This window comes from Dactylosporangium sucinum, from assembly GCF_014647515.1.
Classification (GTDB): Bacteria; Actinomycetota; Actinomycetes; order Mycobacteriales; family Micromonosporaceae; genus Dactylosporangium; species Dactylosporangium sucinum.
The window spans coordinates 1-13,999 of sequence record NZ_BMPI01000036.1; the positions used below are offsets into that span (position 1 = coordinate 1).

Below are 13,999 nucleotides of genomic sequence, written 5' to 3' on the forward strand. Positions count from 1 at the left end.
ACCTCGTCGAAGATCGTTTCCTTCGGGTGGGAAAGATTCACCAGCCGCAGCACCAGACCGATCCCGGTGACCAGGATCGCGACCAGCCAGAAGTTCGGCGTGAACCGCCCCGGTGCGGCGAGTCGCCGCCGCACGACGTCGGGCACCGCAGCCGTGATCACCCGGCGATCCTAGCGGCAGTGCGCCGCGCCGCAGTGACCCTGATACCCCCGGGGAGTACTTCCTCCATCGGTACCGCTGATTCCGGACGCCGATCGTCCGGAACCGCGGCTATGGTGGCGCGCATGGAGCCACCGCTCGCCGGCACCGAGGCCGAGCACCTGACCGGCGCCCTCGACCGGCTGCGCACCACGTTCCGCTGGAAGGCCGACGGCCTCGACGCCGCCGGCCTGGCGACCCGGGTCGGCGCCTCGACGCTGACGCTGGGCGGGCTGCTCAAGCACCTCGCGCGGGCCGAGTCGGAGATGTTCGGGCCGAAGCTCGACGGCTCGCCGATCGGGGAGCCGTGGGCGAGCGCCGACTGGGCCGCCGACCCGGACTGGGACTTCACCTCGGCCGCCGCCGACCGCCCCGCCGAGCTCTACGCGCTGTGGGACACCACGATCGCCCGGTCGCGGGCCCGGCTCGCCGCGGCCATCGACGACGGCGGGCTCGGTCAGCTCGTCCACCTCGCCTGGCCGGGCGGGCGCCACCTGAGCCTGCGGCGGCTGGTGTGCGACCTGATCGAGGAGTACGGCCGGCACACCGGTCACGCGGACCTGCTCCGCGAGGCCGTCGACGGCCGGGTCGGCGAGGACCCGCCGGCCGGCTGGCAGCCCGCTTCGCGGTCGTAGCTCGGCACCCCCAGCGGCCGTATCGGCTAGGTTTCCAGGCGGAAACAGTGTTACCAAACGGTGGGCTGGGGCTTCCCGCCCCGCGGCGACACGGGGTATACAGACTCCACGCGATTGGAAACAGTGATTCGCACAGTGAAACGGTCCCCGAGCCCGGATCACCGCCCGCCTGGGTGCGCGTTCCACCCCTGCTTTCCCGTCGCCCGGCTGTCCTGCGCCGCCGCGGTCCCGGCACGAGCCGGCGGGGACCGCCGCGTCGCCTGTCCGCACGCCTGACCCCGGGAGGCCGCTCATGCACGTCGTCGTCAGCCAGGCCTGGACGAAGGACGCCGGCGAGCACGCCGACGCCTACGTGGCCCTGTCGGTCCGCTTCGCCGAGTTCTTCGCCGGCCGGCCCGGCTTCCGTGGCCGCTGGCTGGTCCGGGACGTCGAGGACCCGACCCACTTCACGCACATCCGCATGTTCGACACGGCCGAGTCGTACGAGGCGGCGACGCGCACGCCGGGCTACGTCGAGCACACCGAGGCGATGTACGAGCACCTGCGCCCGTACGACAGCTACCCGCGCACCATCGGCGAGGTCGTCGTGGAGGACCTCCCGTGACGACGTTCGTGCTGATCCACGGCGCCTTCCGCGGCGCCTGGTCCTGGCAGCGGGTCCGCCGCCTCCTCACCGCGGCGGGCCACGAGGTCTTCACCCCGTCGCTGACGGGCATGGGCGACCGCCGCCACCTGCCGGTCGCCTCGCTGGAGACCTGGGCCCTGGACATCGCCACCCTGCTGGACGACGAGGATCTGGATCAGGCGGTACTGGCTGGGCACAGCCAGGGCGGCATCGCCGTCGTCGCCGCCGCCGCGCGGTGCGCCCCGCGGCTCGCCCGCCTGGTCTTCGTCGACGCTCCGGACCCGCTGCCGGGCGAGCGGGCGGTCGACCTGACCGGCCCGGCGCCGGACCTGCCCCGCTCGCTCGTGCTCCCGCCGTCGCCGGTCTCGCTGGACGACCCCGCGCTGGCGGCGTGGGTGAACGCCCGTCTCGGCCCGACCCCGCTCGCGCCGTCCCTGGACCCGCTCCCGGCCCGCCCGCCGGACGTTCCCCGCTCGTACGTCTTCTGCTCCCGCACGCCCCCGGGCTACCCGTCGTGGGTCACGCGGTCCCGCCTGGACGCGGCGGCCCACCCGTACACCGTGCTCGACAGCGACCACGACGCACCCCTGACCCACCCCGCCCTCGTCGCCGCGGCGCTGACGCAGGACGCCGGCGCGTGAAACGTTCACGCGGGAACGGCCCGCACCTGGCCGCCTGCGACGTCACACATTGACAGGCTTCAGCGACGCTCCCTAGTGTCCGGGCCCGCCGTCCGAAACGGGCGGGTTTCGAAACCACTTGGAGGAGCGTCATGGCCGGCAGGCACACACTCCGGGCCCGGCTGGCGGTGGCGATCGGTGCGGCCGTCGCCCTGCTCGCGGGCCTCGTCGCGGTCGTCACCACCAACGCCTACGCGGCCGCCGGGTGCCGGGTCGACTACCGGGTGACCAGCCAGTGGCCCGGCGGGTTCACCGGCAACGTGGCCGTCACCAACCTCGGCGACCCGGTCACCGGGTGGGCCCTGCAGTGGACGTTCGGGGCCGGGCAGACCGTCACCCAGGCCTGGAACGCCACCGTCACCGCGTCCGGCGCCCAGGTTACCGCGGTCAACGTGGGGTACAACGGCTCGATCGCCACCAACGGGTCCGTCTCGTTCGGGTTCAACGGATCGTGGACCGGCAGCAACCCGGTGCCCACGACGTTCACCCTGAACGGCACCGCCTGCACCGGAGGCGTGACGTCGCCGAGCGCCTCACCGAGCGCCTCACCGAGCGCGTCGCGGAGCACGTCGCCGAGCGCGTCGCCGAGCACCAGCACGCCGCCCGCCGGCAACGCCATGGCCGCGGTCGCCGCCATGCAGCCCGGCTGGAACCTCGGCAACAGCTTCGACGCGACCGGCGCCGACGAGACCTCGTGGGGCAACCCGCGCGTCACCGCCGCCCTGCTCGACAACATCCGCGTCCAGGGGTTCAACAGCATCCGCATCCCCGTCACCTGGGGCCAGCACATGGGCGGCGCGCCCTCCTACACCGTCGACGCGGCCTGGCTGGCCCGCGTCAAGGAGGTCGTCGACTGGGCCCTCGCCGACGGCTTCTACGTCATGATCAACGTGCACCACGACTCGTGGCAGTGGATCAACACGATGCCGGCGGACCGCACGAACGTGCAGAACAAGTACAACGCGCTGTGGACCCAGCTCGCCGCCGCGTTCCGCACCGCCTCGCCGAAGCTGGTCTTCGAGAGCGTCAACGAGCCGCAGTTCACCGGCTCCTCCGGCGACGCCCAGAACGCCGAGCTGCTGGCCGCGCTGAACACCGAGTTCCGCCGCATCGTGCGCGCCTCCGGCGGGAACAACGCGACCCGCCCGCTCGTGCTGCCGACCCTGCACACGTCGGCCGACCAGGCCCGCGTCGACGAGCTGACGGCCACGTTCAACCAGCTCAACGACCCGAACCTCATCGCGACCGTGCACTTCTACGGCTACTGGCCGTTCAGCGTCAACATCGCCGGCGGCACCCGGTTCGACTCGGCCGTCGAGCAGGACCTGGTCGGGCAGTTCGACCGCGTCGCGAACGCGTTCGTGTCGCGCGGCATCCCGGTCATCATCGGTGAGTACGGCCTGCTCGGCTTCGACCGCCACACCGGCACGATCGAGCAGGGCGAGAAGCTCAAGTTCTTCGAGTACCTCGGCTACTACGCCCGCGCCAAGAAGCTCACGACCATGCTGTGGGACAACGGCCAGCACTTCGGCCGCACCTCGTTCGCCTGGAGCGACCCCGAGCTGTTCGCGCAGATCAAGTCGAGCTGGACGACCCGCTCCGGCACCGCCTCGGCCGACTTCGTCTACGTGCCCAGGACCGGCTCGGTCGCGGCGCAGACCCTGACGCTGAACCTCAACGGCACCACGTTCCAGAGCCTGCGGCAGGGCAGCACCGACCTGGTGCGCGGCACCGACTACACCGTCTCCGGCAACCAGCTGACCCTGACGGCGAGCGCCCTGACGAGGCTCGTGGGCTCCCGGTCGTACGGCGTGAACGCCACCCTGCAGGCCAGGTTCTCGGCCGGCGTGCCGTGGCGGATCAACATCATCACCTACGACCCGCCGCTACTGTCGGCCGCGACCGGCACCACGGCCGCGTTCACGCTGCCAGCCCAGTTCCGCGGCGACCAGCTCGCGACGATGGAGGCGAGGTACGCCGACGGCAGCAACGCCGGCCCGCAGAACTGGACGTCGTTCAAGGAGTTCGACGTGACCTTCGCGCCGGACTACGCCGCGAACACCATCGCCCTGCGCCCGGCCTTCTTCGCCGAGGTCAACGACACCGCGAAGGTGACCCTGACGTTCCACTTCTGGAGCGGCACGAAGGTCACGTACTACGTCACCAAGTCCGGCACCACCGTCACCGGCAGCCTCACCTGAGGCTGAGGCTGAGGCTGAGGCCGAGGGCGGGGTAGCCGCCTCCCAGGCGCCGGTGCCTGCGCGGCGACCACCCGCTACCGCATCCCGTCCTCGTCCGGGACCGTCGAAACGGCGGTCCCGGACGGCGGCCGTCGCCGCCGGCAGCCCGCCGACCGGGTACCGCGCGGCTGGCCGTCCGTGCCCGCGCGGTCCTCGACGAACGCCTGTTGCGCGCCGAGCTGCCGCTGCTGGTGCGTGCCTGACCTCACGGCAGGGGGATGTCGGCGCGGGTGAGCAGGCCCAGGCCGAGCAGGTCCAGGTCCGGGTCGCGCTCCCACAGGACGCGCGGGGTGACCAGCGGGCTGCCGTTGCAGTCGAAGGTCAGGACGGCGCGGCCCGACCGGTTCTGCAGGAACAGGCCCGAGCGGTTGCTCGCGACGCGGCCGCGCAGGCCCTCCAGGCGTTGGCGGCGCCGGCCCGGCGGCACCGCTGAGGGCCAGCGCCACGGGGCGGCGTCCGCCAGGGCGGTCAGGGCGTTGGTCACCCACAGGTCGGTCCAGCGGCGCTCGGTGAACCGGGTCGGGCGGCCGGTCAGCAGGCGCTGGGTGGGCTCGTCGACCACGACGCCGCAGGTCACGAGGGCGTCGAGGGCGTGGCCGCCGACCAGCGCGGCGGTGATGTCGGTGGCGAAGGAGGCGGTGACGGTACCGCCGAATCCCCACAGCTCGTCGAGGGAGCGTCCGTCGGCGTCGGCGCGCCAGCGTTCCGGGACCCGGTCCCACCGGTGGACGGCGGCCTTGCCGACCGCCTCGGCGAGGCGGACGGTCAGGCGCGCCTCGGTGCGGGGCGGCGGGCCGTCCACCACGAGCCAGATGCCCTTGGCGTTGGGGTGCGGCGGCGGGGCGAACTCGCGCAGCAGGACCCTCGTGCGGCCGGCCAGCCTCGCCCCGGTGCGGTCGCGCGGGAAGTGCCAGGCGACGCCGGGCCGGTACAGGGCCTCGACGGCCGCGTCGAGGGCGACGGCCTGGTCGGCGTCGAGCACGGCGCGCAGGAACGGGTCGAGGTCGACGCCGACCGGGACGGCCGCGCTGGCCAGGCGGGACGCGGCGAGGCGCTCCAGGCGGCGGCGCCGCCGCGCGGCCGGCTCGCCGGCGGGCGGGACCGACCAGGTCTCCTCCCAGCGGACCCACTCGGCGACCCGGGCGACGACGTCGTCGACGAAGACGGCGTACGTGTGCTCGGAGTGGAAGCCGATCTCGAAGCCCTCGACGGCGCTGAGCGTGTCGAGCGGCGGGATGGCCCGCCGCCAGCCGCCCGTGCTGTCGTCGGGGCTGACGGGCGCCGCGCGGACCGCCACCCGGCCGCCGCCGGGCACGGCCACCGCGGCCAGGCAGCCGGGCACGTCGGTGCGCAGGTCGAACCCGGCAGCCCGCAGCGCCGCCGGTACCGCCGCGCCGCCGGTCTCCAGCACGAGCCGATCATGTCAGAACCGGCGGACGGCGCGCGAGGGTCAGATCAGGGCGCGGAGGACGATGATGGCGAGGAAGACGACGATGAACGCGAGGTCGAGGGAGACGCCACCCATGCGCAGCGGCGGGATCACCTTGCGGACCGGGGCCAGGATCGGCTCGGTGACGGCGAAGATGCCCGAGGACACCCGCTGCCGCACCGACCCGTACTGCGCCGGGCCGGCCAGCACCGCGCTCCAGTCGACGATGGCGCGGGCGATGAGCAGCAGCTGCACCAGGAGCAGCAGCAGGCTCACGAGGCCCAGAACCGGACCCATGTGGTACCTCCAGATCGCTTGACGTACCTCAAGAGTGCCCGCGAATCCTGTGAGGTGGCTGTAGGCCGGTTGTGTGAACCTCGAACTCAGCCCTCCAGGCCGGCCGACCAGGGGAAGGTGATCCAGCGGTCGGTGCGCCGCCAGACGTACTCGCAGCTGACCGTCGCGTGCGGCTTCTCGTAGAGCACCGCGCAGCGCACCTCGGCGGCGTGGTCGGCGCAGAACGCCCGCACGACCTCCAGCGTGGCGCCCGTGTCGGCGACGTCGTCGGCGATGAGGACCTTCTGCCCGGCGAAGTCGACCCCGTCCGGCTCGGGCGGGAGCACGACGGGCTCGGGGAGCCGCTCGCCGATCCCGGTGTAGTACTCGACGTTCATGAGGTGCGTCGACTTCACCTTGAGCGGGTAGCTCAGCGCGCCCCCGACCAGCAGCCCGCCGCGGGCGATGCACAGCACGAGATCGGGCCGGAACCCGTCGTCGGCGACCGTCCGGGCCAGCTCACGCGCGGCGTCGCCGAACGTGGCCCAGTCGAGGACCTCGCGTGGTTCCGTCATCCCTCCATGATCCCTGCCGGCTGCCGGCGACGCTACGACGTCCGTCGAAGCGGTGGTGACGAAAGGGTGTACTGCAGGGAGTGCCGCCCGGGGCGCGGCAGGATGACGGTATGAACATGCGAGTCTCGATCTGGCCCGGGGCCGGGCAGGCGTTCGGCGACATCCTCGCCGTCGCGCGGCACGCGGCCGACACCGGGTGGGACGGTGTCTACGTCGCCGACCATTTCATGCCCAACGCCGGGGTCGGGCGTGACCCCGACCACCCGACGCTCGAGTGTGGCACGCTCGTCGCCGCGCTCGGGGCCGCCGTCCCGCGGGTGCGGATCGGCAGCCTCGTCTACGGCAACACCTACCGGCACCCGGCCGTGCTCGCCAACATGGCCGCCACCGCCGACCACGTGAGCGGTGGCCGGTTCACCCTCGGCGTCGGGGCGGGGTGGCAGGTCAACGAGCACGAGCAGTACGGCATCGAGCTGCCGCCGGTCAGGGAACGCCTCGACCGCTTCGTGGAGGCGCTGCAGGTGCTGCACGGGCTGCTGCGGCAGCCGCGGACCACCGTGCAGGGACGGTGGTACCAGCTCACCGACGCCGTCTGCGAGCCCAAGCCGGTGCAGGACCCGCTGCCGATCCTCATCGGCGGGGGCGGGGAGCGGCGGATGCTGCGGATCGTGGTCGAGTACGCCGACGTGTGGAACACCTGGGGGCGGCCGGACACCATCGCGCACAAGGCCAGGGTGCTCGACGAGCACTGCGCCGCCGTCGGGCGGGACCCGAAGGCGATCGCGCGGACGGCCCAGGCGATGACGTTCGTCGACGGGCCGGTGCCCGACGGGCTGCCGATGCCGGCCATCGGCGGCTCGCCGGAGGCGCTCGCCGAGACCGTCGCGGAGTACCGCGCGATCGGCCTCGACGAGCTCATCGTCCCCGACGGCATGCTCGGCAAGGGCGCCGAGCGGCTGCGCGCCATGGACACGATCCTGGGGATCGTTCAGGCCGCGGCGTAGAACGCGGCCGGGTCCCCGGCCAGGGACGCCTTGACCTGGGCGCTCCACGCGTTGGCGCCGTCGTACGAGAACCACGACATCGCCGACAGCACGTTGAGGATCGCGCCGCCGTCCCCGGCCGCGAGGACCGGCGCGAACCATCCTTCTGGCAACGGCCGGCGAGGCGCACCGCGCGGCCGGGTGAGCGTCACGACCCGGCGTCACATGCTCTGGCGGAAGGCGTACATCGACACGTAGTGGTGGCCCAGCCAGGCCGCCGTGCCGTCGGTGGTCGTCGAGTCGTCGAGGTGATCGACCTCGGCGACGGCGTACGGCGACCAGGCGTTGCCGAGCTCGGTCAGCTCGGCAAGGTCCGGCAGGTCGCGGTGGCCGTGCTGGGCGCCGAAGTCCTCGACCATGACGTTGTGGAAGTCGGCCGCGCTGAGCCCGTCGAGGCCCAGCACCGCCATCAGCCGCAGCACGTCGCCCCACACCCGCAGGCGGGCGTCGTCGGGCGCGGCGAAGCAGGCCGGCACCCGCCCCAGCGCCGTGCGCAGCGCCGGCGTCACCGCCTCGTCCGGCACGGCGTAGACCCTGCTCGCGTAGGCGTAGTCGCTGGTGTGCACGATGAGCACGTGCGGGCGGTCGTCCGGCGCGGCCGGCTTGCCGCCCCTGAGGCTGAGGCCGGCGGCGGCCAGGACCTTCCGCAGGTGCTTGCGCGAGCGGGCCGCCTCGCCGTCGCCGAAGTGAGCCGGCACGAGGCCGTCGAAGTCGATCACCCGGAGGATGGTAGGACCCCGCCGCAACCCCCGGGGCGCCTGGCAGACTGCCCGGTATGGCCTCGATCGACGCGGTGCTCGCGGACCTCGACCGGCTGCCGGCCGACAAGCGGACCCTGTGGACCGTGTGCGGCGCCCTGGAGAAGGTGGAGCCGGGCGTGCCGCTCACCGGGCCGGTGCCCGCGTGGGTCGGGCCGCTCGTCGCCGGGGCCGTCGCGTGGCTGTCCACGAGGTGGCCGCAGTCGGCGTACTTCGCCGACATCCGCCGCCTCGAACGGCTCGGCGTCGTCACGCTCGACCACGACGACGCCTACGTGCTCGCGATGGTGTCCGCGCTCGGCTCCCGGTGGGACGCCCAGCCGCGCCTCGACGCGCTGCGGCACGACGCCGAGCTGCGCGACGAGGTGTTCTGGCGGGTCTTCGAGGTCGAGGGCGGGGGCCAGGTCAGCCTGTCCAACGTGGACAAGTACAGCCGGCCCGAGGCGGGCTGGCTGGCCTGCCTGACCACCCTCGTCGCCGAGGGGACGCTGCCCCGCGAGCGGGTGCTGCGGGAGTGCCTGCGGGCCCTCGGGCGCGACTTCAGCGCCTACCGGGCCGGGTTCTTCACCCAGCTGCACACCGCCCTCGACCCCACCACCGAGGAGCTCGTCGCCGCGCAGCCGGCCCTGCTGCGGCTCATGCGCTCGACCGTCCCGCCGACGGTGTCGTTCGCGCTGCAGCGGCTCGCCGTCGTGGACCGGGCGGGTGCGCTGGACGACGCCGCCTTCGTCTGCGTGGCGGCGGAGGCTCTGACGGTACCGCCGAAAAAGGCGCCACTCGGGACACTCGACCTGCTGGACCGGATCCTGGCCCGGCAGCCGGGGCTCGCCGCGCCGGTCGCCGCCGCCGTGGCGACCGGGCTGGAGCACCGCCACCGCGAGGTCCAGTCGCGGGCCCTGGCCATGTTGCGCGGCCTCGGCGCCCGGGACCTCGCCGCCGAACGGGCCGGGCTGCTGGAGCCCACGGTCGCCCGTGCGGCCGCGGCATGGCTCGGCGCGGCGAGCGCCGAGCCGGCCCTCCTGCCCGCCGCCCTCGAACCATCCACTGTGGACGACGATCGGACCGTCGCCGAGATGGCCGCCGCCCTGCTCGCCGGGGAGCACGACCCCGGGCTCGTCGAGCGGTTCCTGGCCGCCGCCGGCCGCGGCACCGACGAGCTCGCGGCGCTCGCCAAACCGGCCCGCAAGGCGCTGCGCCACGATTGGGAGCTGCGCCGCAACATCGCCGCCGTGCTGCTCGGCGAGGACCTCGACCGGGTCCCGCACCTGCTCGTCGCCCGCCTCGCCGAGGTCCGCGCGATCGTGCGGGGCAAGGCCCGGCCGGGCGTCCTGCTCGCCACGCCCACGGATCCGGCCGGCTGGCTCGACCCGGGCGTGTTCGTCGACCGCCTCGCCTCGTGGGAAGGCGCGCCGCACCACCACGACCTCGTCGCCGCGCTGCTCAAGCTGTCGGTCGACGGCCGTGCGGAGGCCCTGCGAGCCGCCCGCGACCTGCCCGGCGACGCCGGGGCCGCGGCCCGGTACGCCCTCGGCGGCCCGCCCGGCCCGGTCGGCGACCCGGCCGTGTGGATCGCCGCCGCCCGCGGACGCGCGCCGCTCGACGACGACCCGCACCTGGTCGCGGCCGGGCTCGGCGGCGCCGGGCAGGGCCGCGCCGCCCGGTACGAGCTGGTGATGACCCCGCACGACCACGGCTACTGGGCGCCGTCGCTCGCCGTGCACCCCGTGCCCGCCCCGGCCGCGGCGGACCAGCCGACGGTGGTCCCGCCGCAGCGCCGCGGCCCCGACCTCATGGCCGACTGGCTGCCATGGGCCGCGCAGGTCTGGCCGCACGACGCCGAGCCGTTCTTCGCCGCCGACGTGGACGAGGTCGTCCACGCCTCGTTCAGCACGTCGCGGCGCACCCCGCCGATCCTCGACGCGCTGCGCACCCATCCCGGGCGGCTCGGCCCGCTGTCGGCGGCGGTCCTCGCCGCCGGGATGACCACCGCCGACGCCGGGCACCGGGCGCGGGCCGCCGAGGCGTTCGCGGCCCTGGTCCCGCCGGGCCGCCTCGACCCCGGCGTCCTCGCCGGCGCCATGGTCGTGCTCGCCGGGCACGCCACCGCCAACCGCTGGGCGGCCACGCTGCGCGACTCGGGCGCCTCCGCAGCGGTCGTCGACGTGCTCGCCCGGCTGCTGCCCCGGCTCCCGCGCGACCACCACGGCCTGCACGCGCTGCTCGCCGTCCTGCACGAGGAGGTGGTGCGCACCGGCATCCGGCCCGTTGCCGCGGCGGGCTGGCTGGCCGGCTTCACCGGCCCGTCGAAGGCGGCCCGCACCGCCCGCGCGCTCCTGGACGAGGCATGATCTACACCTACCTGCGCGAGTCGGCGGTCACCGACGCCGGCGTCGACCTCGCCACCAGCGGCGGCCCCGCCGCGCACCCGTACTTCTTCGAGGGCTTCGTCGAGCGCGCCGACGTCGCCGCGGCCGCGCTGCTCGTCGTCGCCCGGGTCGCCCGCACCCGCTTCTACACCCCGCCCGGCATGCTCGCCGCCGCGCTGCGCGCCGCCGACCCGGTCGTCACCAGCGACGGCGCCGGGCTGCGGTTCGAGAGCCTGTCCGCGTGCTGCGGCGTGTACTGCCGCCTCGACCTGCTCCCGGCCGGCCTCGACCGCCCGCCGCACGGCCGGGGCACCACGAACGTCGACGTCAACCCGCCGATGCGCGACGCCCTGTCCGGCATCGCCGGCCTCGACCCGCTGCACCTCGCCGTCGGCGCCGACGAGCTGCGGGTGACCACCCTCGACGGCGCCGCGGTCGAGCGGCGGGTGCCGCTGCCGGAGCGCTGGGTGCGCAGCTTCGCCGAGCTGCACCTCATCGCCCGCGTCCTGGCCCCCGGAGCCTCGTACGCGCCGGCGGCCGTGCGCCGGTTCCTGCAGTCCCAGCCCCGCGGGCGCGGCGCGCTGTTCGCCGTGCCGGCGCCGGGCGGCGGCCCGCGGCTGGCCTCGCGGCCGGGCCCGGGCGGCGTCGGCGTGGCCGGCCCGGAGCGCCTCCGCGCCCTCGAACCGCTGCTGCGCCACGCCAGCCGGGTGCGCACGTACGGCCTCGACACCGGCAGCGCCTGGCTGCTCGACCTGCCCGGCGCCCGGTTCACCCTGCAGCTGAGCCCGTCGCCGAGCCGCGCCTTCTCCGGCGAGGGCGGCATCCTGACCTCGGACGAGGCCGGTCACCAGGGCTGGGACCTGGCCGACGCCGCCCCGTTCGAGCGGCACCTCCCGCTCGACGAGGCGGTCCTGGCGGCCGACCAGCCCCGGCACCGCGCCGCCGAGGCCCTGCTGGCTTCGGGTGCGGTCACCGTGTCGGGGGACACCGCCACGGTCCGCGGCACCGACGCGGAGTACACGGTCCGCGACACGCCGGCGGGGGAGCGCTGCACCTGCGCCTGGTTCGCCACCCACGGCCTCGGCCGCGGCCCGTGCAAGCACATCCTCGCGGTCCGGCTCCATCGACGGGCGTAGGCTGCTGGTCGTGTACCGGCTCGCGGTCGACCTCGGTACCTCCAACACGGTCGCCGTCGTCGCGGACGCGGACGGCCCGCCCCGCGCGCTGCTCTTCGACGGCCGCGAACAGCAGCCCTCGGCGATCCACGCCGGCCCCGGCGGGCGCCTGGTCGCGGGGCGCGACGCGGAGCGGCTGGCGCGGGCCGAGCCGGCGGCGTTCGAGCCGCACCCCAAGCGGCGCATCGACGACGGGACCATGCTGCTCGGGGCGCACGAGGTGGCCGTCGCGGACGGCCTGGCGGCGGTCCTGGCCTCGGTGCGCGCCGCGGTCGCCGGGCAGGGCGAGCCGGCCCCGCCCGGTCCGGTTGCCGCGCGAGGCGAGCCGGCCCCGCCCGTCGTGCTCACCGTCCCCGCCGGTTGGGGCGCGACCCGCCGGGCCGTCCTCACCGACGCGGCGGCCCGGGCGGGGCTCGGTGCCGTGGAGCTGGTGGCCGAGCCGGTCGCGGCGGCCGCGTATCTCGCCGGGCGCCTCGGCCACACCCTGCCGCCCGGGGCGTCGCTGCTCGTCGTCGACCTCGGCGCGGGCACCGCCGACGTGGCCCTCGTCCGGACCGGTCCCGGCCCGGCGGTCATCGCGCACGGCGGTCTCGACGTGGGTGGGCTCGACGTCGACGCGGCACTCGTCGAACTGCTCGGGAAGGTGGTGGCCGCCGAGGCGCCGGAGGTCTGGCGCCGGCTCTCGTCGCCGGGCGACGACGCCGAGCGGCGGGACCGGTTCGCACTGTGGCAGGAGGTCCGGGCGGCGAAGGAGAGCCTGTCCCGGCTGAGCGTCGCGCCCGTGCACGTGCCGGGTCACCCGGCCGGGCTGCACCTGACCCGCGACGAACTGGAGGCGGTCGCGGCGCCGCTGCTCGCCCCGGTGGTGGACCTGGCCGCGGAGATCGCCGCCCCCGGATCGGCCCCGGCGGGCGTGCTGCTCGTCGGGGGTGGCGGTCGGCTGCCGTTGCTGGCGCGGCTGTTGCACCAGCGGCTCGGGATCGCGCCCACCACCGTCGAGCGGCCCGAGACCGTGGTCGTCGAGGGCGCCCTCCTGGCGGCCGGGCTCCCACCGGTACCGGCGAATCCGAAGCCGGAGCGACGGCCGCGGCGTCGGTGGCTCAGCCCCGTCATGCTCGCGCTGGCGATCGCGTGCTTCCTGCTGCCGTTCGCGACCGTCTCGTGTGGACTGCCGGGCGGTTACGGGCGGGCCGGCGCCGGCGGCACCACCGAGTACTCCGGGCTGGACCTCGCCGTCGGCGGCACGCCCGCGGTGGCGGCCGAGCACGTCCGGCCCCGCGTCGAGTGGCGGCCCGACCGGCTCGAACCGCAGCCCGCGCAGGCCCTCGCGCTGCTCGCGACGCTCGCCGGGCTGGCCGCCGGGGTCGGGCTGGCGCGGGACCGGCGGCGGCATGCGGTCGTCGCCGCGCTCGCCGGGGCGGCGGCGGTGGCGCTCGTCGCCGGGCAGGCCGCGCTCACCGCGCGGCTCGCCGCGGCCGTCCGCGCGCAGAGCGCGGTGCCCGCCGGCAAGACGGCCGGTGACTTCGTCGGGACCGGCGCCGGGTTCTGGCTGGCGACCGTCCTCGTGACGCTGGTCGCGGCCGGGAACCTGCTCAGGTGGCTGCGTCGCCGCGGGTGAGGGTCGCGGCCAGGGCCGGCGGGGCGCAGGCCAGCCAGCCGTCGACCAGCGCGTCGCGCAGCGGCTGCGGGGCGGCCGCGGCCAGCTCGACCAGGATCGCGGCGTAGCCGTCGAAGTGGGGGATGGCGAAGAAGCCGGCGTGCCCGGCGGCGAGCACCGCCTCCTTCTCGCCGAGGTCGTCGACCCGGACCGCGAGGATGGGGTCGGGAGGCACGGGCTCCTGACCGAACCGTTTGATGTCGGCCTTGCTGAACCGCCGCTCCCACGCGAAGACCTTGCCCGCCACCGACCAGGCGCGGGCCCCGTGCCGCTCGGTCTCGGTCACCTCGGGCAGCTCACCGGCCAGCGCGGCCACGTCGTCGAGGGTCGCCACCCGCTCAC

The 13,999-nt window shown here is 75.2% G+C and carries 14 protein-coding genes; 8 read left to right on the forward strand and 6 right to left on the reverse strand.

Annotated features, from left to right (window positions below):
* The first annotated feature begins 284 nt into the window (after positions 1 to 284).
* The 4 genes from IEZ31_RS31895 (at position 285) to IEZ31_RS31910 (ending at position 4,339) form a co-directional block, all read left to right on the forward strand.
* On the forward strand, positions 285 to 833 hold the full coding sequence (locus tag IEZ31_RS31895; RefSeq protein WP_229836019.1) for a mycothiol transferase: 549 nt from the start codon (positions 285 to 287) through the stop codon (positions 831 to 833).
* Between the two features lie 292 nt (positions 834 to 1,125).
* The gene (locus IEZ31_RS31900) at positions 1,126 to 1,437 is read left to right on the forward strand and encodes an antibiotic biosynthesis monooxygenase family protein (RefSeq protein ID WP_190253748.1); all 312 of its coding nucleotides are present in this window, start codon (positions 1,126 to 1,128) and stop codon (positions 1,435 to 1,437) included.
* Positions 1,434 to 2,099, forward strand: coding sequence for an alpha/beta hydrolase (locus tag IEZ31_RS31905; RefSeq protein WP_190253749.1), 666 nt, complete (start codon positions 1,434 to 1,436; stop codon positions 2,097 to 2,099). The genes IEZ31_RS31900 and IEZ31_RS31905 overlap by 4 nt, the downstream gene beginning before the upstream one ends.
* A gap of 131 nt (positions 2,100 to 2,230) precedes the next feature.
* Positions 2,231 to 4,339 (forward strand): cellulase family glycosylhydrolase, encoded by a 2,109-nt coding sequence (locus tag IEZ31_RS31910; protein ID WP_190253750.1) that lies wholly within the window; start codon positions 2,231 to 2,233, stop codon positions 4,337 to 4,339.
* A gap of 244 nt (positions 4,340 to 4,583) precedes the next feature.
* Here the strand turns inward: IEZ31_RS31910 and IEZ31_RS31915 are convergent, their stop codons facing one another.
* The 3 genes from IEZ31_RS31915 to IEZ31_RS31925 form a co-directional block, all read right to left on the reverse strand.
* Positions 4,584 to 5,789 (reverse strand): hypothetical protein, encoded by a 1,206-nt coding sequence (locus IEZ31_RS31915; RefSeq protein ID WP_190253751.1) that lies wholly within the window; start codon positions 5,787 to 5,789, stop codon positions 4,584 to 4,586.
* 39 nt (positions 5,790 to 5,828) lie between these two features.
* Complete coding sequence (locus IEZ31_RS31920; RefSeq protein WP_190253752.1) at positions 5,829 to 6,104, reverse strand: YggT family protein; 276 nt, start codon at positions 6,102 to 6,104, stop codon at positions 5,829 to 5,831.
* An 86-nt stretch (positions 6,105 to 6,190) separates the two neighbouring features.
* Positions 6,191 to 6,658: a phosphoribosyltransferase gene (locus tag IEZ31_RS31925; RefSeq protein ID WP_190253753.1), complete on the reverse strand. Its 468-nt coding sequence runs from the start codon at positions 6,656 to 6,658 to the stop codon at positions 6,191 to 6,193.
* Between the two features lie 116 nt (positions 6,659 to 6,774).
* Between IEZ31_RS31925 and IEZ31_RS31930 the strand changes: the two genes are divergently transcribed.
* On the forward strand, positions 6,775 to 7,662 hold the full coding sequence (locus tag IEZ31_RS31930) for a TIGR03560 family F420-dependent LLM class oxidoreductase (RefSeq protein ID WP_190253857.1): 888 nt from the start codon (positions 6,775 to 6,777) through the stop codon (positions 7,660 to 7,662).
* Here the strand turns inward: IEZ31_RS31930 and IEZ31_RS57000 are convergent.
* Entirely contained in the window at positions 7,647 to 7,853 is a 207-nt protein-coding gene (locus tag IEZ31_RS57000) for a hypothetical protein (RefSeq protein ID WP_229836020.1), read from the reverse strand. The genes IEZ31_RS31930 and IEZ31_RS57000 overlap by 16 nt on opposite strands.
* A 9-nt stretch (positions 7,854 to 7,862) precedes the next feature.
* A complete protein-coding gene (locus IEZ31_RS31940) occupies positions 7,863 to 8,420 on the reverse strand; it encodes a hypothetical protein (protein ID WP_190253754.1) in 558 nt (185 codons plus the stop codon).
* A gap of 56 nt (positions 8,421 to 8,476) precedes the next feature.
* On the opposite strand from IEZ31_RS31940, the gene IEZ31_RS31945 reads away from it, so the two are divergent.
* The 3 genes from IEZ31_RS31945 to IEZ31_RS31955 are packed head-to-tail and all read left to right on the forward strand — an operon-like array spanning position 8,477 to position 13,618.
* A complete protein-coding gene (locus IEZ31_RS31945; RefSeq protein ID WP_190253755.1) occupies positions 8,477 to 10,807 on the forward strand; it encodes a DUF6493 family protein in 2,331 nt (776 codons plus the stop codon).
* Positions 10,804 to 11,961: an SWIM zinc finger family protein gene (locus tag IEZ31_RS31950; RefSeq protein ID WP_190253756.1), complete on the forward strand. Its 1,158-nt coding sequence runs from the start codon at positions 10,804 to 10,806 to the stop codon at positions 11,959 to 11,961. The genes IEZ31_RS31945 and IEZ31_RS31950 overlap by 4 nt, the downstream gene beginning before the upstream one ends.
* 10 nt (positions 11,962 to 11,971) lie before the next feature.
* On the forward strand, positions 11,972 to 13,618 hold the full coding sequence (locus tag IEZ31_RS31955) for an Hsp70 family protein (RefSeq protein WP_190253757.1): 1,647 nt from the start codon (positions 11,972 to 11,974) through the stop codon (positions 13,616 to 13,618).
* Here IEZ31_RS31955 and IEZ31_RS31960 read toward each other — a convergent pair.
* On the reverse strand, positions 13,593 to 13,991 hold the full coding sequence (locus tag IEZ31_RS31960) for an MmcQ/YjbR family DNA-binding protein (RefSeq protein ID WP_190253758.1): 399 nt from the start codon (positions 13,989 to 13,991) through the stop codon (positions 13,593 to 13,595). The two genes, IEZ31_RS31955 and IEZ31_RS31960, sit on opposite strands and share 26 nt — an antisense overlap.
* Positions 13,992 to 13,999 lie beyond the last annotated feature (8 nt).